Below are 21,526 nucleotides of genomic sequence, written 5' to 3'. Positions count from 1 at the left end.
TATCCCCGCGACACGAAGGGGCCCGGCACATCTCTCCATGTGCCGGGCCCCTTCGTACGCGGAGAACTCCCCGCTACCGCAGGTGCGAGGTGTCGTTCAGCAGCCGCAGCGACGCATTGCCGTCGGCGTAGTACGCGACCGCCGACAGGGACGCCGCGGAGAGCTCCATACGGAACAGCGACTCCGGCGGGGCACCCAGCGCCAGCCGGACCAGCGTCTTGATCGGCGTCACATGGGTGACGATCAGCACGGTCTTGCCCGCGTACCGGGCGATGAGCTTGTCGCGGGCGACCGCGACCCGGCGGGCGACCGTCGCGAACGACTCGCCGCCGCCGGTCGGCGCCGCCTTCGCGGAGCCGAGCCAGGCGTCGAGGTCGTCGGGGAACCGCTCGCGCACCTCGGCGAAGGTCAGCCCCTCCCAGGCGCCGAAGTCGGCCTCGCACAGCCCGTCGTCGGTCCGGACCCCCAGGCCGAGCCGGGCCGCGACGGTCTCGGCGGTCTGGCGGCAGCGCCGCAGCGGTGAGCTGACGATGGCCTGGACAGTGCCGCGGGCGGCCAGCGCGGCGGCGACCGCCTCGGCCTGCCGGCGGCCGGCGGCGGAGAGTTCGGGGTCATCGCCGCCGCTGCCGGAGAAGCGCTTCTCGGGCGTCAGCGCGGTCTCGCCGTGCCGCAGCAGGACAAAGGTCGCGGGCACACCGAGGTCGGGAGCGCCCCAGCCCACCTTCGGGGCGGCGGCCGTCTCGGCGGCCTCGTCCGCGGCCCGTGCGGCGGCGCTGCGGGCAGGAGCGGCAGCAGTGGCGGTGGCGAGTGCCGCGCGCGAGGCGCCCGGCTCCCACTGCTTGCCGATCTTGCCGGCGTCCATCGCCTCGTTGGCGAGCCGGTCGGCGTGCTTGTTCTTCTCCCGGGGGATCCACTCGTAGCTGACCCGGTCGGGCGGGAACACCGTCCTGGCCTCGGCGGCCAGCGGTTTCATGTCCGGGTGTTTGATCTTCCAGCGGCCCGTCATCTGCTCGACGACGAGCTTGGAGTCCATCCGCACCCGGACGCGCGCCTCCGGGTCCAGCGCGTACGCGGCCCGCAGCCCGGCCAGCAGACCCTTGTACTCGGCGACGTTGTTGGTGGCGGTGCCGATGTACTCGGCGGCCTCGGCCAGCGCCTCCCCCGTCGCCGGGTCGAGGACGACCGCGCCGTAGCCGGCCGGGCCCGGGTTGCCCCGGGAACCGCCGTCCGCCTCGACGATGAACGTACGTGCCATGGCCTACAGACCCGAGTCGGGCGTACGGACCAGGATGCGGCCGCAGCTCTCGCACCGGAGGACGGTGTCGGGGGCGGCCGCCCGCACGTCGTTGAGCTCGGTGATGTTCAGCTCCAGCCGGCAGCCCTCGCAGCGGCGCTGGTAGAGGCGGGCCGCGCCGACGCCGCCCTCCTTGGCCCGGATCCGGTCGTAGAGCCGGACGAGGTCGGCCGGGATGTCGGCGACGGTCAGCGCGCGCTCCTTGGTGACCGTGGCGGCCTCGGCGTCGATCTCCTGGCTCGCGGCGTTCCGGCGGGCGACGGCGTCATCGACCTTGGCCTGGATGGAGTCGACCCGGTCGGTGAGCTCGGCGACCCGCTCCTGGGCGGCCTCGCGGCGCTCCATGATCTCCAGGACGACCTCCTCCAGGTCGCCCTGGCGCTTGGCGAGGGAGGTCAGTTCGTGCTGGAGGTTCTCCAGGTCCTTGGGCGAGGTGACGGCGCCGGAGTCCAGGCGCTGCTGGTCGCGGGCGGCGCGCTGGCGCACCTGGTCCACGTCCTGCTCCGCCTTGGTCTGCTCGCGGCTGGTGTCGCTCTCCTCGGTCTGCGCGGCCACGAGCAGGTCGCGCTGCTGGGTGAGGTCGGCCTCCAGGGTCTGCAGCTCGGCGAGCTCGGGCAGGTTCTTGCGCTTGTGCGCGAGCTGGGTGAGCCGGACGTCCAAGGCCTGGACTTCGAGGAGGCGGATCTGGTCGGCGGGCGCGGCGTTCAGCGTGGGGCTCCTGTGGTGTGCGTCGGGGTGGCGAGCGGGGCGGACGCCGCGTGGGCGGTCCAGGGGTCGGTGACCGTACGGGAGACATGCGTGCGCAGTCCCCAGCCGTGCCGGTCGGAGACCGCGTCGAGCTGGGCCGCGGCCTGCTCGCACCACGGCCATTCGGTGGCCCAGTGGGCGGCGTCGAGCAGCGCCGACGGGCCGTTGCGGGTGTTCTGGGTGGCCTCGGAGGCCGGGTGATGGCGCAGGTCGGCGGTGAGGAACGCGTCCACGCCGGCCGCCCGTACGTCATCGAAGAGGCTGTCCCCGGAGCCGCCGGAGACGGCGATGGTACGGATCTCCCGCTCCGGGTCGCCGGCCGCCCGGATGCCCTGGGCGGTGGCCGGCAGCCGCGCGGCGGCGTACCGGACGAAGTCGGCGAGGCTCATGGGGTGTGCCAGCTCACACACCCGGCCCAGGCCCCGACGGCCCGCCGGGTCGCCCGGGTCCGGCACCAGGGGCCGGAGGATCCGCAGGTCCAGGGCACCGGCCAGGGCGTCCGAGACGCCGGGGTCGGCGGTGTCGGCGTTGGTGTGCGCGACATGCAGTGCGATGTCGTGCTTGATCAGCGTGTGGACGACCTTGCCCTTGAAGGTCGAGGCGGCGACCGTCGTCGTTCCGCGCAGATAGAGCGGATGGTGGGTGACGAGCAGGTCGGCGCCGAGCGTGACGGCCTCGTCGACGATCTCCTGGACCGGATCGACGGCGAACAGCACACGGCGGACCCCGGCTTCGGGGTCTCCGCAGACCGAGCCGACGGCGTCCCACTGTTCGGCCCGCTCGGGGGGCCAGAGAGCGTCGAGCGCGGCGAGGACTTCAGACAGTGCGGGCACGGGGGGAAGGTTACCTCTCACGAGTGCCCCGACGCCCCGTCACGGTCGCCGGAGGCACCGGCCGCCGGTCCACGAGGGATCACACGGACCCGGCGGACCCGGCGGCCGGGTGGCGCCAGCACACTCACACCGTCCGGCACCGGCGAACGGAACAACCGCCACCCTTATGCGTGAAGTGCGGCAGCACGCGTTGTTCGGCCGGAAGTGCGAAACCTAGCTTCGGTCCCTGACTGGAGGTGGTCATGCGATGACGATCTGTGCCACTCAGGAGGAGCGGGCGCTCGACGGGCCCCGCCGACCGGCGCTGACGATCGCCGCCGACGGCTCGTACGCCGCCCGGCTCACCCGTGACGACGAAGGCGGGGACAGCTGGTTCCCGGAGCGCTGGACGGTCGGCGGCCCCGAGCCGTACGCCGTACCGCTGCCCGGCAGCCAGCCCGAGGAGCCGGACAGTGAACTGCTGCCGCTCGCGGACGGCCGGGTACTGATCCTGCGCCGGGTCGCCGACAACTTCGCGCTGTCGCTGCTCTACCCGACGGGCCCGGGGACCGGCGAACTCCCGCTCGGCACCGTGGCGGCGCCCGAGCTGACCCTGCTGCCGCCCGCCCCGGGCGGGGTGCTCTGCTACGCCCTGGCGCGCGGCGGGCACGGCACCGCGCTGTGGCTGGTGCACGGCGGCGCCCGCGGACCGGAGCGGGTCGCCACGGTGCCGGGACGCTGTACCGGCGGCGCCTGGCTGGACCGCGGGGGCCGACTGCTGGCCCTGGACCGGGAGTTGGACGGGCGGACGAAGACCGTGGTGGTCGATCTGGAGCGGGGCGGCGAGACCAGCCCGCTGCTACAGATCACGGAGGACAGCAACGACCGTCTGCTGCTGGCCGATCCGGACAGCGGGCTGCTGATCGTGCGGTCCGACGCCCCCGGGCACGACCGGCTGGGCTGGGGCGTACTCGGCAGCAGCCGACCGGTGCGCTTCCCGGAGTGTCTGCGGCCGGCCTACGCGGCGGACGCGGCGAACCCGGCCCACACCGTGGACCCGGTGGTGACGCCGTTCGCGGTGCAGCCGGGGCAGACGCTGATGCCGGAGAGGTGTGCGGTGGCGTTCCGGATCGATGCGGCGAGCGGCACCTGGCTGGGCGTATGGCGGCCCTCGGGACGGCAGTTGCGGCAACTGCCGGCGCCGGTGGGGTGGCTGGCGGGGGCCGGGCTGTGGACGGCGGACGGCGAACTGCTGCTGCCGTACGCGACGGACGCGGTGCCGTGCGGGGTGGCGCGGATGGCCATACCGCTGAAGGTGACGGAGACAGGGGCTACGGGAGTTACGGGGAACGCCGGGGGCGGTTCCCGTCCCGGGGTGGGCGATCAGGGGCGTCCCGGAGGGAGCGATGAGGCAGGTACCGGGGCGGACGAGGGCCCCCGGGCGGGCGGCGGGATCCGGCCTCGGCTGAGTGATGAACTCCGTCCCCGGGTGAGCGGCGGTCTTCCGCCCCGGGTGAGCGGCGGGATGGTCCCGGCTTTCGAGGATCCCGACAAGCGCTCCACACCATCCGCACATTCGAAGGCCGCCGTCAGGACACCGCACAACAGGCCCGCGGATCCGCAATCATGCAGGCCAGTACCCTTGCAACAGGCGCCTCTGGCGGCCCGGTAGGCACCATCGGGCACACCGTCCCGCCCCGTTAGAATTTTCAGGCGGGGGGCTGCGCAGCCGGTTGACCGGCCGCCGACAGCACTGCCCGGGTTTTCCGGGCGGCAGCTGGGGGAGGTCCCGTCGCGTATAGGTGTAAGCGATCCGACGGAGTGACTCTTTCCATGTCCGAAGCCCGAACCGACACGACCGAAGCGAGCCTCCAGGAGGCATCCGCCCAGGCCGCCGAGGCGGCAAGCTCCGGCAGGCACCGCGGCCCGGCCGCCACGGAAGAGGCCGCGGTCACCGTCAACGGGCGGCACCGCCGGGAGAAGCAGGCCCAGAACGCCTGAGGACCGTCGCAGGGCAAGCCCTCGGCGGGTCCGGCGGTTCTCCGCCGCCCCCATGCGTACGGCCGTGGCCGCCGCACCGCTCACCGCGGGGGCGGCCACGGCCATACGCCTCCGCCGGTCGCTCTCCACCACCTCCGCCGGTCGCTGTCAGCCGCGCCCGAGGCTCAGCACCTCGGCCGCCGCGAAGGTCTCGTCCGGCGGCCGCTCCGCGTAGTACGGCGTCAGCAGACCGTCCAGTTCCTCGTAACTGAACGACTCCTTCACGGTGTCGAACTTGGCGGCGATCCGGGGACGTTCGACAATGGCGACCATCCCGCCGTGCACGACCAGCAGCTGGCCGTTGACCTGCGCCGCGGCCGGTGAGGCCAGATAGCCGACGAGCGGCGAGACATGTTCGGGCGCGAGCGGGTCGACCTTCCCCTCCCCCGGGGCCCCGCCCTCTCCGTGTGCGGGGACGCCGGCGAAGACGTCCTCGGTCATACGGGTGCGGGCGCGCGGGCAGATCACGTTGGCGGTCACACCGTATTTGGCCAGTGCCAGTGCCGTGGAGGTGGTGAGACCGACGATGCCGCCCTTGGCCGCCGCGTAGTTGGGCTGACCCGCCGAGCCCGCGAGGAACGCCTCGGAGGAGGTGTTGACGATCCGGCCGTGGACCGGGCCGCCGGCGGCTTTGGCGCGGGCGCGCCAGTGGGCCGCGGCGAAGTGGGTGGTGTTGAAGTGGCCCTTGAGGTGGACGCGGATCACCGAGTCCCACTCGTCCTCGCTCATGGAGAAGACCATCCGGTCGCGCAGGATGCCCGCGTTGTTGACCAGGATGTCGAGCTGTCCGTAGGTCTCGACGGCCCGTTGGACCAGGGCACGGGCCTGAGCGAAGTCGGCGACGTCCCCGAGATGGGCGACGGCCCGGCCGCCCGCCGCGCGGATCTCGGCGGCGACCTCCTCGGCGGGCGCGGCGGACGCGTCGCCGGTCCCGTCCCGGCCCGGCTGCCCGAGGTCGTTGACGACCACGGCCGCGCCCAGCCGGGCCAGTTCCACCGCCTCGGCGCGGCCCAGGCCACGCCCGGCACCGGTGACGATCGCGGTCAGCCCCTCAAGTGGCGTTGCCTGTGCCATTTCTGTCCTCTCCGATCGCGATGGGGGTGGGGGGATGGGTGACACACGGTGCGGCGCCCTTCCCCATACTGCGGACGTGGACGTAACGGAGACGCGGACGTAACAGACGCTCCGTCAGGTCTCGATACAGGTACGCAGCGCGGTGCCGGTGCGCATCTGGTCGAGTGCCTCGTTGATCTCGGCGAGCCGCACGCGGTGGGTGATCAGCCCTTCGAGGTCGATCCGGCCGGCCCGCCACAGGGTGATGGTCCGCTCGTAGGAGCGCAGCACGTCCCCGCCGCCGTACAGGGACGGCAGAATGCGCTTCTCGTCGAAGAACAGCTCGAACATATTGACCTGGAAGTGGTCGTCCAGCGCGCCCGCGCCGACCACGCAGAGCGTGCCGCCGCGCCGGGTCGTCTCGTAGGCGACACGGGCGGTGGCAGACGTGCCCACGACCTCGAAGACGTAGTCGAAGCCCTCCCCCGCGGTGATCCGGGCCGTGGCGTCGGCGAGCCCCTCCGGGTCGACCGCTTCGGTGGCGCCGAACCGGAGCGCGGCCTCGCGACGGGCGGCCACCAGGTCGACGGCGACGATCTGGGCCGCGCCGCAGGCCCGGGCGCCCTGGATGACGGAGATGCCGACGCCGCCGCAGCCGATCACCGCGACCGAGGAACCGGGTACCACCTGGGCGGTGTTGAGGGCCGCGCCGAGTCCGGTGGTGACCCCGCAGCCGATGAGTGCCGCGATCTCGAAGGGCACGTCGTCCGGGATCGGCACCGCGCAGTTGGCGGTGACAACGACCTCCTCGGCGAAGGTGCCGGTCCCGGCGAAGCCGAAGACGTCACCGCCGGGGCGCTTGAAGTTCGGTGTGCCGGCGTTCAGGAAGCCGCTCAGGCAGAGATGGGCCTGGCCGCGCTTGCAGGACGGACAGCCGCCGCAGGCGGGCAGCCAGCACATCAGCACCCGGTCGCCCTGCTTCAGCCCGGTGACGCCGTCACCCACGTCGAGGATCTCGCCGGCGCCCTCGTGCCCCGGGACGAACGGCGCGGGCTGCGGCAGCACCCCGCTCATCGCGGAGAGGTCGGAGTGGCACAGCCCGGTGGCCCGTACCCGCATCCTGACTTTGCCGGGGCCGAAGCCCACCGCCTCGACGTCGTCGAGGACTTCGAGCTTGTCCTGCCCGGTCTCGTGCTGTACGGCTGCGCGCACGGTGCGGCTCCTCTCGTACGTACGGACGCGTGCGGTGTGCTGTCGTGGCCGTGTGCTGTCGTGGCCTTCGTGGCTGTGTGCTGTCGAGGCCGTGCGATGTCGTGGCCTTCGTGGCTGTGTGCTGTCGCGCGAGGGCGCCGCGCAGGACCGTCGTGCGGGACCGTCACGCGGATCCCCGAGCGGCTCCCGTGGGTCAGCCGTGCTCGACGACGGTGTCGGCGAGGACGGGCGCGTCGTCCCGGTCCACCGCGGTGACCGAGACCTGAATGCGGCCCGGCTCGGGCACCTCGCGCCACGCCCGGATCCGTAGCGTCTCGCCGGGAAAGACGACCCCGGCGAACCGGGTGCGGTAGGAACGGACGCGGGTGACATCGCCGCCGAGCGCCGTGTCGACGACGGCCTTGAGCGTGACGCCGTACGAGCACAGACCGTGCAGGATCGGCCGGTCGAAGCCGGCGAGCTTGGCGAATTCCGGGTCGGCGTGCAACGGGTTCCAGTCGCCGGAGAGGCGGTAGAGCAGCGCCTGATCCTCGCGGATGCGGCGTTCGGTGGTGAGGTCCGGGGCGCGGTCGGGGAGTTCGAGGCGGGTGGCGGGGCCGCGGTCGCCGCCGAAGTCGCCCTCTCCGCGGACAAAGATCTGGGTGTCGCAGGTCCACAACGGCCCGTCGTCGTCACCGACTTCGGAGCGCAGCACGATGACCGCCGCCTTGCCCTTGTCGTAGACGGCGGGGACGGTGGAGGTCTGGGTGGCACGGCCGCGTACCGGGAGGGCGCGGTGGACGGTGACGGTCTGGCCGCCGTGCAGGACAGCGGCGAGATCTACGTCGATGCCGGGGGCGGACAGCCCGCCGACGACCGCCATCCCGCCGCCCGCGACGGTCGCGAAGCTGGGCAGGACGTGCAGCGCGCTCTCCAGGGTGTAGCGCAGCTCGTCGGGGTCGGTCGCGGCGTGCGGCTTCTCGGGGGTGGCGGCGCCGGCTCCGATGCCGAGGTGGTAGAGCTGGACGTCCTTGTGGTCCCAGGACAGGTCGGTGGTCCGCGGCTCGGCGGAGGTGGCCTTGGCGGCGTCGATGGGCATGGGGCGGTCGGCTCCTTCACCACGGTGTGAAGACCCCGGCCCGGCCGTCCGCACCGTCGGCCGTGCCGGGGTCGTTTCCGGTCGGCCGGCCGCGCCCTTGCGGTACCCGCGAGACTCTTCTAGAACGCGTTCTAGCCGATGGCTCATGTATAGCCGATTCGGGCGGGGGCGGGAAGTGCCCCGACACCATGCCCTGACGCCATGTCAGTTACGGGTGCCCCCATGCGTCAGATACGTCAGATACGGGTGCCTCAGTCGTTGACGGCCTTGGCCCCCTCGCTGACCGCCGCCACCCGTTCGTCGCGGGTCGCGTCCCTCTCGTCGCCGGCCTTCGCCTCCTCGTCGCCGATCCCCGCCCCCTCGTTGCCGATCCCCGCCCGCTCGACGGAGGTCTCCACCCGCTCATTGCCGACCTCCGACCGCTCCCCGGCCGTCTCCGTCCGCTCCCCGCTCGTCTCCGTCCGCCTCCGGGGCAGTGCGACGACCATCAGCAGGATGCCGGCCAGCAGCACCGCCGAGCCGACCTGGAACGCCAGGCCGTAGCCGCCGGCCAGGGCCGCCGGGCCATGGCCGCTCTCGATACGGGCCGCGGCGACCGTGGAGAGGACCGACAGGCCCAGGGCGCCGCCCATCTGGCGCGAGGTGTTGATCAGTCCCGAGACCAGGCCCTGATCGGCGGGATCGGCGCCGGACGTGGCGATGGCGGCGACCGGCGTCGCGGTCAGTCCCGCGCCCAGCGCCATCAGGATGCCGGGACCGAGGAGCGTGCCGAGGTAGGTCCCGTCGGCGCCCAGCGCCCCCTGCCAGACCATGCCGCAGGCGGAGACCACGGCGCCCGTGATGGCCAGGGCCTTGGCCCCCAGCCGCGTCATCAGCTTGGGCGCGATCTTCGAGCCCAGGACGATGCTGAGGGAGTGCGGGATGAAGGCGAGCCCGGCCTGCAGCGGTGAGTAGGACAGGACGTTCTGCATGTAGAGGGACAGGAAGTACCACATGGAGAACATCGCGGCGCCGGCCAGCATCATCGCCGCGTTCGCCGACGACACCGAGCGCATCCGGAGGAGCCCCAGCGGCATCAACGGGGCTTTGGCGCGCGCCTCGACGGCGATGAAGGCCGCGACCACGACGAGCCCGGCGGCCAGAGGCAGCAGCGCGGACGCCGACGTCCAGCCGTGTGTCTCGGTTTGCACGATGCCGTACGCCACCAGGCCGAGACCGGCGGTCACCAGCAACGCGCCGGGGACGTCCAGCCGGCGACCCGTGCCCTGCCGGCTCTCGGTGAGCCACAGCACCGCGCCCACCAGGACGAGCGCGCCGACCGGCACGTTGATCAGCAGCACCCAGCGCCACGACAGATACTGCGTGAGCACCCCGCCGACCAGACCGCCCACCGCGCCGCCGCCCGCGCCGACCGCCGTCCATGTGGCGATGGCGCGGGTGCGCGCCGGGCCCGCCGGAAACGACGTCGTCAGGATCGTGAGGGTGGCCGGGGAGAGCACCGCCGCGCCGACGCCCTGGACCGTGCGGGCCACGATCAGCTGCCAAGGCTCCTGTGCCAGCCCGCCGCCCAGGCTCGCGACCGTGAAGAGCGCCAGCCCGAGGACGAAGACCCGCTTACGGCCGAAGAGGTCGGCGGCCCGGCCACCGAGCAGCATGAAGCCCGCGAAGGTGATGACATACGCGTTGACGATCCATTGCAGGCCCAGTTCGCTGAGGCCGAGGCCGGACCGCATGGCGGGCAGTGCCACGTTCACGACGGAGACGTCCAGAATGACGAGGAACTGGCCGGAGCAGACCAGCAGCATCACCAGCCAGGCCGGTGCGGAGGTCCGTCGGGAGTGTGCCGAGGGCGTGGCAGGGGCGGGTATCGGGGGCATGCGGGCCATGCTCGCATTCGCCACTGACACCCCGCATCGGAATATCGGTGTAGCCACCACCTGACGGGAGTCCTAAGCCGGGAGACGGAGACGGGAGCCGAAGACCGGAGACTGGGACGGGAGTCGAAGACCGGAGACGGGGATGGGGATGGGGGCGGGGACAGGAGCCGGGGCTCAGATCAGAGGGCGGGGATCCGGGTCGCGCGGCAGGCCCAGCAGTTGTTCCGCGATGACGTTCAGCCGCAGCTGAGCGGTCCCACCGGAGATGGTCAGAGAGCGCGACGTCAGGAAGTCGTGCAGGGCCCGCTCACCGGCGCCCTCGCGTACCGCCCCGGCCGGGCCGAGCAGTTCCAGCGCCAGCTCGGCGACCTTCTGCCGGTGCGCACTCTGCACGAGCTTGCGGACGGCGGCGCCGGCACCCGGCTCCAGGCCGGAGACCCGCTGAAGCGTGGTACGCAGCCCGATGCAGGCCAGGGCGTGCGCCTCGGCGGCCAGCGCCCCCACCCTCGCCCGTACCGATCCGTCCAGCTCCGCCGAGCGGTCGATGAGCTCCCGCAGCCCGGCGTCGAAGGTCACCTGGTCGACCAGGTGGACGGGTTCGTTGTCGAGGGCGGCATGGGCGACCTGCCATCCGCCGCCGACCTCGCCCACGACCGCGTCGGACGGCAACAGCAGATCGTCGAAGTAGACCTCGCTGAAGAGTGCGTCGCCGGTGATCTCCCGCAGCGGGCGGACGTCGATCCCCGAGGTCTCCATGTCGACGAGGAAGAGGGTCAGCCCCTGGCGCTCGGGCGCGTCCGGGTCGGTGCGGGCGAGCAGGATGCCATGGCTCGCCTCCCGGGCGGCCGACGTCCACACCTTCTGCCCGTTGATGCGCCAGCCACCGCCGTCCGCACCGTCGACCCGCTCGGCGCGGGTCCGCAGCGACGCCAGGTCCGACCCGGCCTCCGGCTCCGAGAACAGCTGACACCACAGCAGATCACCGCGCAGCGACGGCGGCAGATAGCGCTCCCGCTGCGCCTCGGTGCCGTACGCGAGGAGCGGCGGGACGACCCAGGTGGCGATGCCCAGATCACTGATGTCCACGTCGGCGGCCGCCAACTCCTCCTGGATCGCGAGCTGTTGTACGGGGCCCGCGCCGAGTCCGTAGGGCTTCGGCAGATGCGGGGCCGCATAGCCGGTGGGGGCCAGCACGCGGCGTACGGCCGCCGGGTCGAGGCCGCGTACGCCGTCGATGACGGTACGGGCCTGTGCGCGGTAACCGTCCGCCTCGGCGGGAAGTTCGAGCCGCAGCGCGCGGCGGGCGCCCTCGGCGCAGTGCCGGGCGGCGCGCAGCCGATGGGTGTCGCCGCCGCCTAGCAGCTGGCGGGCCACGGTCGCGCGGCGCAGGTGGAGATGGGCGTCGTGCTCCCAGGTGAAGCCGATGCCGCCGAGGATCTGGAGGCAGTCCTTGGCGCAGGTGAACGCGGCGTCCAGGGCGGTCGCGGTGGCCAGCGAGGCGACCGGACCGCGCGTCTCGGGCGGCTCGCGCAGCGCCCGCGCCGCGTCCCAGACCAGGGCGCGGGCCTGTTCACAGCGTACGAGCATGTCGGCGCAGAGGTGTTTGACCGCCTGGAACCGGCCGATCGGGCGGCCGAACTGTTCGCGTACGGCGGCGTATTCGGCTGCGGTGTGCAGCGCCCGGGCCGCGGTCCCGCAGCCCTCGGCGGCGAACAGCACCCCGGCGACATCGCGGACGAGGTCGCTGTCGAGGGCCAGCAGCCGCTCGGCGGGCACCGGCACACCGTCCGCGCGCACCTCGGCGGTCGGCCGGGTCGGATCGGTGCTCTCCTGGACGCGTACGGAGAGCGCCGCGGCGTCGACGGCCAGCCAGCGGACGGGGCCGACGGAAGCCGCACGGGGCGCCTCCGCTTCTGCCCCCGCGGACTCCTTCACGTACGGCTCCGCGGCTGCCCCCGCCGCCCCCGTGTCTCCCTCCGCGTCCGCCTCCGCAGCCACCCCCGCCTCCGTGGTCGTTCGCGCCGCCAGCACGATCAGATCCGCGTCACCACCGGCGAGGACGGGCGGCGCGGTGCCGTCCAGGACATAGCCGTCCGGTCCCGCTACGGCGGTGAGGGAGCCGGCGCCGAGGGCGACCGCGGCGATCCGCTCACCGTCCGCCAGCGCCCGGACGAGCGGACGGGGGCCGCCGCCGCGGTGCAGCAGCTCGGCGGCGAGGGCGGTCGGCAGGTACGGGCCGGGAAGCGCGGCGCGGCCCAGCTCTTCCAGGACGACGGCGAGGTCCAGCAGTGCACCGCCGCCCCCGCCGTCGGCCTCGGGGAGGTGGAGGCCGAGCAGGCCCTGCTCGGCGAGCCGGCCCCAGTACGCGGGCCGGCCGCGGCGCCCCGGCCCGGCGTCGAGCAGCTTGCGCACCTCTTCGGGCGGCACGGCCCGCGCCGCCCAGCCCCGCGCCGCCCCGGCCAGGTCACGTTGCTCCTGCGTGATTCCGATCCCCATGCGGGCAGACTAGAACACGTTTCATTCCGACGGAAACGAGGGAAGCCGCGACGAAATGACGGTGGGACAGCAACGCGCACGTCTCCCCGGCGCCGATGCGCGCCCTATGCGCAGCGCGGCAAGCCCACAGCACGGCGACGGTCGCGCCCAGCCCCGTGCCACGACCGCCCCTATGAGCTTCCTCCGGCGCCCATGAGCTCCGTCCGGTGCTGCCGCCGGCCGGCCGTCGTACGCTGCTGAGGGGCCACGACCCCGCCGTCCCCGTGATCCCGCCCCGCCCGCGTCCCCCACCCCTCCGTACGGCACGATGACCAGGACGTACGCCCCGGTAAGACGAAGACGTACACCTCGGACAACCGGCCCCAGGCGCCCGCTTCGCGGCGCCCGTCCACAGGAGGTAGCCCATGACCGACGCTCCCAAGCCGGAGATTCTGGCCGCCTTCGAGGCGGCCAAGGGCTTTATGCCCGTCGACGAGGGCCTCGCCCTCTACGCGGCGGCCGCCGAGGCGGGCGCGCTCGGGCTGCCGCTGATCGAGGTCGGCACATACTGCGGGCGCTCCACGATCCTGCTGGCCGACGCCGCGCGCGAGGCGGGCGTGACGGCGGTCACCGTCGACCACCACCGGGGCAGCGAGGAGCAGCAACCGGGCTGGGAGTACCACGATCCGACGGTCGTCGACCCGGAGGTCGGCCGGATGGACACCCTGCCCACGTTCCGCCGCACCCTGCACGCCGCCGGGCTGGAGGAGCATGTGATCGCCCTGGTGGGGCGGTCGCCGCAGGCCGCGGCGCTCTGGCGGGCGCCGGCGGGCCTGGTCTTCATCGACGGCGGGCACACCGATGAGCACGCCACCGCCGACTACGAGGGCTGGGCACCGCGTCTCGCGCCCGACGGCCTGCTGGTCATCCACGATGTGTTCGCGGATCCGGCGGACGGCGGCCAAGCCCCGTACCGGGTGTACCGCAGGGCCCTGGAGTCCGGCGCCTTCACCGAGATCTCGGCGCACCGCTCGCTGCACGTACTGCGGCGCACCGGCCCGGGCATCTGAGCGGGCCACGGCCGGAGGCATCCGAACAGGCCACCGCCGGAAGATCCGACCAGGCAACGCCCGGAGGCATCGAACGGGCCAGGCCGGAGGCATCCGAACAGGCAACACCCGGAGGTGTCCGGGCAGGCCACCACCGGAGTCCGACGACACCCCCTAGGATCGCGACGTGTCGAACGGCAGCACCTTCCCTCCGCACCGCCGCCCGCGCGGCGCCCTCGTCATCGCGCTGGCCGCCCTCGTGGTCGCCGGTGTCACGGGCTGGCTGATCTGGCGGCCGCTGAGCGGCGGCGAGCCGCCACGCGCCGCGCCGGACGGGCCGGGCGCGGCGGCGAGCGGCAGCGCGGACGGCGCCGGCGGGAAGGCCGGTCACGGCGGTACCGGCGGTACGCGTTCCCCGGGTCCGGAGGATCCAGAGGCCCCCGGGCACTCCAAGGGGCACGAGGACCCGGGGGGCGGCGGCACGCCTCAGGGGAGCCCGCGCGGCAGCCTCAAGGGCAAGGTCGTACTGATCGACCCCGGTCACAATCCGCGCAACCGCGATCACAGCCGGGAGATCGCCCGCCTGGTGGACATCGGCACCGGGCGCAAGGAGTGCGACACCACCGGCACCTCCACCAACGACGGCTATGCCGAGGCGGCCTTCACCCTGGACGTCGCGCGCCGCGCCCGTACCCTCCTGCAGGAGCAGGGCGCCGAGGTCGTGTTCACCCAGGACGGCGACCGCCCGTACGGGCCGTGTGTGAACGAGCGCGCCGCCGCCGGGAACAAGGCGCACGCAGACGCCGCGATCTCCATCCACGCCGACGGTTCGGGCACCGGAAACCGTGGCTTCCATGTCATCCTCCCCGCGCGCGTCAAGGCCGGCGCGGCCGACACCTCGCCGATCGTGGCGCCCTCACGCGAGTTGGGCGAGCGGGTGGCCGGCCGGTTCGTGGCGGTGACCGGCAGCGCACCGTCCAACTACGTGGGCGGCAGCACGGGGCTGGACATACGGTCCGACCTCGGCGGCCTCAACCTCTCCACCGTGCCGAAGGTGTTCATCGAGTGCGGCAATATGCGAGACCCGAAGGACGCGGCACAGCTGACGGACGCACAGTGGCGGCAAAAGGCAGCGCGTGGGATCACCGAGGGCATTACGGACTTCTTGACGCGGTGACCGCGGACACCGGCCGGCCCCGGCACAACCGCCGATACCGCTCCGGCCCGCTCACCCGCCCGGCCCCCGTAACCCGTCGATATCAAGAAGACGGCCCGGCGGACTCGGCGATAGGTTCCCCTTTACGATGGAGGGCCTCCGCCGTGCCCCGCACCGCGCGCCAGCGACAGCGACGACCAGTTCCTCGAAACCGACAAAGGACCCTTACGTGAACATCCGCTCCCTCACTAGAGGCGACGGCGTGGTGATCGGAGCAGCGGTGTTGCTGTTCATCGCCTCGTTCCTCGATTTCTCCGGCGGTCCGGACTGCTCCGGTCCGTATGCCAAGTACTGCGAACAGCAAGCGGCGAACTACGACAGCGGGAACGCCTGGGACGTACTGCCCATCGTCATGAGCATGTACCTCGCCGGCGTGATCGGTATGGGGCTCATCGTCCTCGGTCGGGCACTGTCGCAGCCGCGCAAGGTCGCCGGTCTCGACCTCTCCCAGCTCGGTGTCGGCCTCACCATCTTCTCCGCGTGGACGGCGTTCTGGACCATCATCGACGCCAACAACGCCGGTGCCGGCCTGATCGTCGGCCTGATCGCCGCCCTGATCCTGGCCGGCGGCGCGGTGGCCACCCCGCTGGTGCCCGCGCTGAAGGTCGCCCTGGTCGGCGCCCCGAAGCCGGCCCCTTCTCCGTACGGCGCGGTCCCCGGCCAGGGTTACGGCTACCCCGGTGTCCAGCAGCCGTCGCAGGGGTACGGCTACCCGGGCGGTCAGCAGCCCCAGGCCGGTCAGCCTCAGCCCGGCCAGCCGGGTCAGCCGGGTTACGGCGGCCAGCCGGCTCCGGCCGGCGGCGTGGCCGACGCCGCGCAGGCCGCGGCCCCGGCGGCTGCCACCCCGGCGGGCGGTGCCCCCTCGGACTTCGCGCCGTTCTGGTTCGCGGTGCCCGTCGCGCGCCCGCTCTACGGCGAGGACGGTTCGCCGTCGCCGATCGCCGAACTGGCGCCCGGCACCTGGTACCTCGCGGTGGAGCAGCGCGGCCAGGCCCTGATCGCGCAGACCCAGGACGGCCGGCGCGGCGTCCTGCAGGACACCACCGGTATTCAGCGCGGCTGACCCCGGACGCACAGCGGTCCTTTCACGGCCCCTCGCCCCTCGCGGGCGGGGGGCCGTTGCGTTGCCCGCGGGCGGGTCGTACAGTGCGCCCACACACAGCAGACTGACGGCGCGTCAGGAGACTCAAGTGTGCTCCCGTGGAGAGGCGAGCCGTATGCGACTCGGTCTGGCACTGGGCTACTGGGGCCGCGACCCCGACCCCCGGCACCTCGAACTCGCCCAAGAGGCCGAGCGCCTGGGCTACGACTCGGTATGGACCGCGGAAGCCTGGGGCTCGGACGCCTTCACCGCGCTCACCTGGATCGCCGCCCACACCTCCCGGATCGCCCTGGGCACCGGCATCGCGCAGATGGCCGCCCGCACCCCCACCGCCACCGCGATGCACGCGCTCACCCTCGACCATCTCTCCGGCGGACGGATGATGCTCGGCCTCGGGCTGTCCGGTCCGCAGGTCGTCGAGGGATGGTACGGGCGGCCGTTCCCCCAGAGCCCGCTGACCGCGACCCGCGAGTACGTCGACGTCATCCGCCAAGTGCTGCGCAGGGAAGGGCCGGTGGAAGTGGACGGCCTCTTCCACCCGCACCCCTACCGCGGCACGGACGGCACCGGCCTCGGCAAGCCCCTCAAGCCCATCACCCACCCGCTGCGCGCAGAACTGCCCATCCTGCTGGGCGCGGAAGGCCCCAAGAACATCGCCCAGACGACCCGGATCGCGGACGGCTGGCTGCCGCTGTACTGGTCACCGATGCGTACCGATGTCTACCGGGCATCGCTGGCAGACGCTTCGGAGGGTTTCCGTATCGCTCCGATGGCACGCGCCGTGGTCTGTGACGACGTCACCGAGGGCCTGCTGCCGGTGAAGGCGATGCTGGGCTTCTACATCGGCGGCATGGGGCACGCGGCCAGGAATTTCCACGCCGACCTGATGGCCCGCATGGGCTTCGAGGAGGAGGCGAGACGCGTCCAGGACCTCTTCCTCCAGGGCCGCAGGGACGAGGCCGTACACGCCGTCCCGGACGCCTTCGCCGATGAGATCTCGCTCGTCGGCCCGCGCGAACGGATCGCGGAACGGCTGGAGTTGTGGCGTGCCGGACCGGTGACCGATCTGCTGGTCACCGCCCCGGACCGGGACACGTTGCGGGTGCTGGCGGAGCTGAACTCCTGACGCGGGACCGACGCGGCTCTGGCGAAGACGCGGTTTCATGCGAAAACACGGGTCATGCGAGGGCATGGATCATGCGAGGGCATGGATCATGCGAAGGATGCCGCCTCCAGCCACCGGTCGAGGAGCGCGCGGTCGCCCAGGACCTCGACCCGGTCACTGTCGGCGGGCAGCCTCCGGTAGAAGACGCGCAGGACGTCGGTGAGCCGGCCGCGCAGCGTGACCGCCGCCTTCTCGTGGGTGCGGCGGTGGGTGAGCCGCTCGCCCGTCAGGTCGAGGAACCACTCGGCGTGCAGTCCGGGCGGGCTGTCGGTGGCGTGCAGCCCGATGCTGCGGCCGGGCCCGAAGAGCTTCTTTCCGCCGGCCGCCCACCGCTCCGCGACCATGGGCAGGGCACACAACTGGAGCCATTCCTCCAGACAGTCGGCGGCGACCTCGTGCGGGACCTCGGCGAGAAGTTCGGAGCAGTAGCGCTCATGGGTAAGCGAGCCCTGAAGTGTCATGGGGCCGCACGATAACGCGCGGCCCCATGGTTCAGCCTTCTCTATTACGGGCCGGCGGCGCATTGTCGGGGCGGCGCTGCCGTACCTACCCGTAACAGGACATCCCTTTGCCCACCGGCCGTCCCCTTACCTGCAGCAGTCCGGGTCCAGGCCCGTTGGTAGCCCCTCACCGCCGAAGACCGAGGTGGTGGCCTCGTCGCCGCCCAGCGCGGCCACGGCGAGGAGCAGTGAGCCGGCCGTCCAGGACGTCAGTTCGCGTGGCCAGATCGCCTCGTCGTCGAAGACATAGCCGGTCCAGTACATGCCGTCCTCGGCGCGGAGATGCTGGATCCACTTGAGGATCTGCACGGCGCGTTCGGACTCCCCCATCGCCCAGAGCGCGAGGGCCAGTTCAGCGCTCTCCCCGCCGGTCACCCACGGGTTGGGCACCACACAGCGCACGCCGAGGCCGGGTACGACGAAGCGCTCCCAGTCGGCGTCGATGCGGGCGGTGGCCTCCGGTCCCCGTAGCGCGCCGCCCAGGACCGGGTAGTACCAGTCCATGGAATATCGGGACTTGTCCAGGAACCGTTCGGGGTGCCGGCGTAGGGCGTGGCCGAGGCGGCCGAGGGCCAGTTCCCAGTCGGGTTGCGGCTCCTCGCGCTGTTCGGCGAGCGCGAGGGCGCAGCGCAGCGCCTGGTAGACGGATGACGAGCCGGTCAGCAGCGCGTCGTTGACAGGGGTGCCGTCGTCCTCGCGTTTCCAGCCGATCTCACCGCCGGGCTGCTGGAGCTCCAGGACGTATTCGATCGCCGCGTACACGGCGGGCCACATGCGGTCGAGGAAGGTTTCGTCGCTCGTGGAGAGGTAGTGGTGCCAGACGCCGACGGCGATGTAGGCGCAGAAGTTGGTTTCGCGGCCCCGGTCGGTGGGGGCCTGGCCGTCCCCGTCCGCGTAGGCCGCATACCAGGACCCGTCCGGGTTCTGATGCCGCACCAGCCAGTCGTACGCGGCCTCGGCGCGCTCGTGTTCGCCGGCCGCGTCCAGGGCCATGGCGGCCTCGGTGTGGTCCCACGGGTCGAGGTGGTGGCCGCGGAACCACGGGATCGCGCCGTCCTCGCGCTGGGTCGCCACGATGCCGGCGACGGTGCGGACCGCGTCTTCGGCGGTGAGCACCCCTGGCAGGACCAGCCGTTCGGTACGCCCGGGAGTCGTCACTTGGCGGCCCCCGAGGCGGGGGTGTTGGCGTTCTCGGTGGCCCGGGAGGTGGACTTCGCGGCCTTGGCGCCCTTGGTGGACTTCGTGGCCTTCGTGCCCTTGGTGGCCGTGGTGTTCTTGGCGGACTTCGTGCCCTGGGTGGCCGTGGTGGTCTTGGCGGTGGTTGCCGCCGTGGCTTCCGTGGCCGGCGTCGTGGCTTCCGTGGTGGCCGCCGTCTCCGGGAGGTGCGGCTTGGTGGCGTAGGCGACGAAGCTCTTGCCGATGACGGGGTTGAGCGCCTGCTCGGCGAGCCGGGTGGCCACCGGCTTCTTCATGATGTCCCAGACCAGCAGCTTGTGGTACGCCTTCACCGGCAGGGCCTTCTCGTTGTCCACCCCGAAGGCACATTTCAGCCACCAGTAGGGGCTGTGCAGCGCGTGCGCGTGGTGGGTGCCGTACGGCTCCAGTCCTGCCTCACGCATCCTGGCGAGCAGCTCGTCGGCGCGGTAGATGCGGATATGGCCGCCCTCGACCTCGTGGTAGGCGTCACTCAGCGCCCAGCAGACCTTCTCCGGGCCGTAGCGCGGGACGGTGACGGCGATCCGGCCGCCGGGCCGCAACACCCTTACCATTTCAGCCAGGACGCCCTTGTCGTCCGGAATGTGCTCCATGACCTCGGAGATGATCACGACGTCGAAGCTCTCATCGGGGAACGGCAGGGCCAGCGCATCGCCCTCCATGGCGGTGGCGGACGCCCCGGCGGGGGCCTCGCCGGCCTCCTCCATCGCGGCGAACCACTTGGCGACCTCGCGGATCTCGTCGCCGTTCTGGTCGAGGGCGACGACCTGCGCGCCGCGCCGGTAGCACTCGAAGGCGTGCCGGCCCGCGCCACAGCCCAGGTCGAGTACGCGATCGCCCGGGGCGAGCGGGAAACGGGAAAAGTCGACGGTCAGCACGGCGTTCTGCTTTCGTCCGGCGGTTCAGGGCGGTGGTGGCTGGGAGAAGGACGGCGGGAAGGACTTAAGGGGTGGACGGCGGCGTATGCGATGTATGTGGCGTGTGTGATGTATGTGGCGTGTGTGATGGGGACTTGGGCCGCAGTCGGTGCCGGGGCCTCGGTCGGGGCCGGGCCGCGCACTAGACGGGTTCGGCGGTGCTCGGCGCGGGCGCTCTGCCCCGGGTGCGCGCGACGGCGGCCGGGTCCGGCTGGCGGGCGATGGCCTCGCGGTAGCGCTCGGCGGTGCCGATGGCGGCCTGCCGCCAGGTGAAGCGGGCGAGCACCCGTTCCCGGCCGGCCTCGCCGAGACGGCGGCGCAGCGTGGCGTCGCCCAGGAGGCGCAGCAGTCCGGCCGCGAGCGCGCCCGCGTCACCCGGGGACACCGCGAGACAGGTCTCGCCATCAGGGCCCGCGACTTCGGGGATGGCGCCGCCGGTGGTGGCGAGGAGCGGAGTGCCGGTGGCCATCGCCTCGGCGGCGGGAAGCGAGAAGCCCTCGTAGAGGGAGGGGACGCAGGCGATCTCGGCGCCGCGCACCAGGTCGACGAGTTCGGCGTCACTGATGCCCTTGACGAATTCGATGGCGCCGGAGAGCCCGAGCCGCTCGATGGCGGCGGCGACCGGCCCGTCGTCGGCGCGCTTGCCGACGACCACCAGATGCGCGTCCGGGTTTTCGGTGCGGACCTTGGCGAGCGCCTCGACGAGGTGGATCAGGCCCTTGAGGGGCACATCGGCGCTGGAGGTGGTGACGATCCGGCCGGGCACCTCGGCGACGGACGGGTCGGGCGAGAAGAGGTCGGTGTCGGCGCCGATGGGCACGACATGGATGCGGCTCTCGCCTACGCCGAGGTCGTCGACGATCTCCTGGCGGGAGGAGCCGGAGACGGTGAGGACGGACGGCAGCCGGCGGGCGACGCGCTTCTGCATCCGGGTGAAGCCGTACCAGCGGCGGACGGAGGCACGGCTCCTCCAGCCGTCGGCGGCGTCCAGGTCGAGCCGCCGGTCGACGGTGATGGGGTGGTGGATGGTGGTGACCAGCGGGGCGCCGAGCGCGCCGGGGCCGCCGAGCAGGCCGTAGCCGAGGGTCTGGTTGTCGTGCACGACATCGAACTCGCCCCGGCGGGCGGCCAGATGACGCCGGGCCCGCAGGGAGAAGGTCAGCGGCTCGGGGAAGCCTCCGGTCCACATCGTGCCGACTTCGAGGAGGTCGATCCAGTCGCGGTACTCGCCGCGCTTGGGCGTGCGGAACGGGTCGGGCTGGCGATAGAGGTCGAGGCTGGGCAGCTCGGTCAGCGTCACCCCGTCGTCGAGGACGGGGTAGGGCTGGGCGCCGATCACCTCGACGGTGTGGCCGAGGCGGGCCAGTTCGCGGGAGAGATGGCGTACGTAGACGCCCTGACCGCCGCAGAACGGGTTCCCCTTATACGTGAGCATCGCGATGCGCAGGGGGCGCCCGTGGTCCTGCGAGGTGGTGGCTTCGGCGCGCACCGGACGCCCGTGGTTCTGCGAGGTGGTGGCTTCGGCGCGCACCGGACGCCCGTGGTCCCTCGCGGCGGTGGCCTCGGCGCGCACCGGCCGGCCGCCGTGTGCCGGGGCGGCGCCCGAAGGGGCCTCTGCGGGGCGAGGCGCGGCTGCCTGGACGGCCTCTGCGGTCACGCTCGGCCCCCTTCTCACTGGACTTTCGCCGGAGCGTAACCGCTGGCGGTAATCTAGAACAAGTTTCAGAACCGATCGGTCGGTGATCGCCCGGCGGTCGGCTACCGACCAGTTCGG

Annotated in this window: 18 protein-coding genes; 6 read left to right on the top strand and 12 right to left on the bottom strand. The window is 72.6% G+C overall.

The window, feature by feature from the left end:
- Nucleotides 1-73: 73 nt before the first annotated feature.
- From K9S39_RS31380 to K9S39_RS31370, 3 genes are read right to left on the bottom strand one after another with little or no spacing between them, the layout of a single operon-like run.
- Nucleotides 74-1,255, bottom strand: a complete 1,182-nt coding sequence (locus K9S39_RS31380; protein ID WP_248866711.1) for a bifunctional RNase H/acid phosphatase — start codon at nt 1,253-1,255, stop codon at nt 74-76.
- A gap of 3 nt (nt 1,256-1,258) precedes the next feature.
- Entirely contained in the window at nt 1,259-2,002 is a 744-nt protein-coding gene (locus tag K9S39_RS31375; protein WP_248869038.1) for a zinc ribbon domain-containing protein, read from the bottom strand.
- A complete protein-coding gene (locus tag K9S39_RS31370) occupies nt 1,999-2,874 on the bottom strand; it encodes a Nif3-like dinuclear metal center hexameric protein (RefSeq protein ID WP_248866710.1) in 876 nt (291 codons plus the stop codon). Before K9S39_RS31370 ends, K9S39_RS31375 begins: the two co-directional genes overlap by 4 nt.
- Nucleotides 2,875-3,121: 247 nt before the next feature.
- On the opposite strand from K9S39_RS31370, the gene K9S39_RS31365 reads away from it, so the two are divergent.
- The gene (locus K9S39_RS31365; protein ID WP_248866709.1) at nt 3,122-4,525 is read left to right on the top strand and encodes a hypothetical protein; all 1,404 of its coding nucleotides are present in this window, start codon (nt 3,122-3,124) and stop codon (nt 4,523-4,525) included.
- 161 nt (nt 4,526-4,686) lie between these two features.
- Nucleotides 4,687-4,854 carry a hypothetical protein gene (locus tag K9S39_RS31360; protein ID WP_248866708.1) on the top strand — a complete coding sequence of 56 codons (168 nt, stop codon included), beginning with the start codon at nt 4,687-4,689 and terminating at the stop codon, nt 4,852-4,854.
- 147 nt (nt 4,855-5,001) lie between these two features.
- Here K9S39_RS31360 and K9S39_RS31355 read toward each other — a convergent pair whose 3' ends face one another.
- The 5 genes from K9S39_RS31355 to K9S39_RS31335 all read right to left on the bottom strand — a co-directional run bounded on the left by K9S39_RS31355 (nt 5,002) and on the right by K9S39_RS31335 (nt 12,609).
- Nucleotides 5,002-5,967 (bottom strand): 3-oxoacyl-ACP reductase, encoded by a 966-nt coding sequence (locus K9S39_RS31355; RefSeq protein WP_248866707.1) that lies wholly within the window; start codon nt 5,965-5,967, stop codon nt 5,002-5,004.
- Between the two features lie 114 nt (nt 5,968-6,081).
- Nucleotides 6,082-7,158 (bottom strand): Zn-dependent alcohol dehydrogenase, encoded by a 1,077-nt coding sequence (locus K9S39_RS31350; protein WP_248866706.1) that lies wholly within the window; start codon nt 7,156-7,158, stop codon nt 6,082-6,084.
- A 193-nt stretch (nt 7,159-7,351) separates the two neighbouring features.
- Nucleotides 7,352-8,236, bottom strand: coding sequence for a MaoC/PaaZ C-terminal domain-containing protein (locus K9S39_RS31345; protein WP_248866705.1), 885 nt, complete (start codon nt 8,234-8,236; stop codon nt 7,352-7,354).
- A gap of 251 nt (nt 8,237-8,487) precedes the next feature.
- The gene (locus K9S39_RS31340; RefSeq protein ID WP_248866704.1) at nt 8,488-10,122 is read right to left on the bottom strand and encodes an MFS transporter; all 1,635 of its coding nucleotides are present in this window, start codon (nt 10,120-10,122) and stop codon (nt 8,488-8,490) included.
- A gap of 165 nt (nt 10,123-10,287) precedes the next feature.
- Nucleotides 10,288-12,609, bottom strand: a complete 2,322-nt coding sequence (locus K9S39_RS31335) for an acyl-CoA dehydrogenase (protein ID WP_248866703.1) — start codon at nt 12,607-12,609, stop codon at nt 10,288-10,290.
- A gap of 404 nt (nt 12,610-13,013) precedes the next feature.
- Here K9S39_RS31335 and K9S39_RS31330 point away from each other — a divergent pair, with 404 nt between their 5' ends.
- The 4 genes from K9S39_RS31330 to K9S39_RS31315 all read left to right on the top strand — a co-directional run bounded on the left by K9S39_RS31330 (nt 13,014) and on the right by K9S39_RS31315 (nt 17,081).
- On the top strand, nt 13,014-13,658 hold the full coding sequence (locus tag K9S39_RS31330) for a class I SAM-dependent methyltransferase (RefSeq protein WP_248866702.1): 645 nt from the start codon (nt 13,014-13,016) through the stop codon (nt 13,656-13,658).
- A gap of 166 nt (nt 13,659-13,824) precedes the next feature.
- On the top strand, nt 13,825-14,814 hold the full coding sequence (locus K9S39_RS31325) for an N-acetylmuramoyl-L-alanine amidase (RefSeq protein WP_248866701.1): 990 nt from the start codon (nt 13,825-13,827) through the stop codon (nt 14,812-14,814).
- A gap of 208 nt (nt 14,815-15,022) precedes the next feature.
- Complete coding sequence (locus K9S39_RS31320) at nt 15,023-15,916, top strand: hypothetical protein (RefSeq protein ID WP_248866700.1); 894 nt, start codon at nt 15,023-15,025, stop codon at nt 15,914-15,916.
- 154 nt (nt 15,917-16,070) lie between these two features.
- Nucleotides 16,071-17,081 (top strand): LLM class F420-dependent oxidoreductase, encoded by a 1,011-nt coding sequence (locus K9S39_RS31315; RefSeq protein WP_248866699.1) that lies wholly within the window; start codon nt 16,071-16,073, stop codon nt 17,079-17,081.
- Between the two features lie 86 nt (nt 17,082-17,167).
- Here K9S39_RS31315 and K9S39_RS31310 read toward each other — a convergent pair whose 3' ends face one another.
- The 4 genes from K9S39_RS31310 to K9S39_RS31295 form a co-directional block, all read right to left on the bottom strand.
- Nucleotides 17,168-17,581, bottom strand: a complete 414-nt coding sequence (locus K9S39_RS31310; protein ID WP_248866698.1) for a hypothetical protein — start codon at nt 17,579-17,581, stop codon at nt 17,168-17,170.
- Nucleotides 17,582-17,707: 126 nt separating this feature from the next.
- Nucleotides 17,708-18,778, bottom strand: a complete 1,071-nt coding sequence (locus K9S39_RS31305; protein WP_248866697.1) for a prenyltransferase/squalene oxidase repeat-containing protein — start codon at nt 18,776-18,778, stop codon at nt 17,708-17,710.
- Nucleotides 18,775-19,713: a class I SAM-dependent methyltransferase gene (locus K9S39_RS31300; RefSeq protein ID WP_248866696.1), complete on the bottom strand. Its 939-nt coding sequence runs from the start codon at nt 19,711-19,713 to the stop codon at nt 18,775-18,777. Before K9S39_RS31300 ends, K9S39_RS31305 begins: the two co-directional genes overlap by 4 nt.
- A 181-nt stretch (nt 19,714-19,894) precedes the next feature.
- Nucleotides 19,895-21,325 (bottom strand): glycosyltransferase family 4 protein, encoded by a 1,431-nt coding sequence (locus K9S39_RS31295; protein WP_406708175.1) that lies wholly within the window; start codon nt 21,323-21,325, stop codon nt 19,895-19,897.
- Nucleotides 21,326-21,526 lie beyond the last annotated feature (201 nt).

Source organism: Streptomyces halobius (assembly GCF_023277745.1).
GTDB classification, from domain to species: domain Bacteria; phylum Actinomycetota; class Actinomycetes; order Streptomycetales; family Streptomycetaceae; genus Streptomyces; species Streptomyces halobius.
Note: the sequence above shows the minus strand (reverse complement) of the source record. Positions and strands in the feature narration are given on the sequence as shown.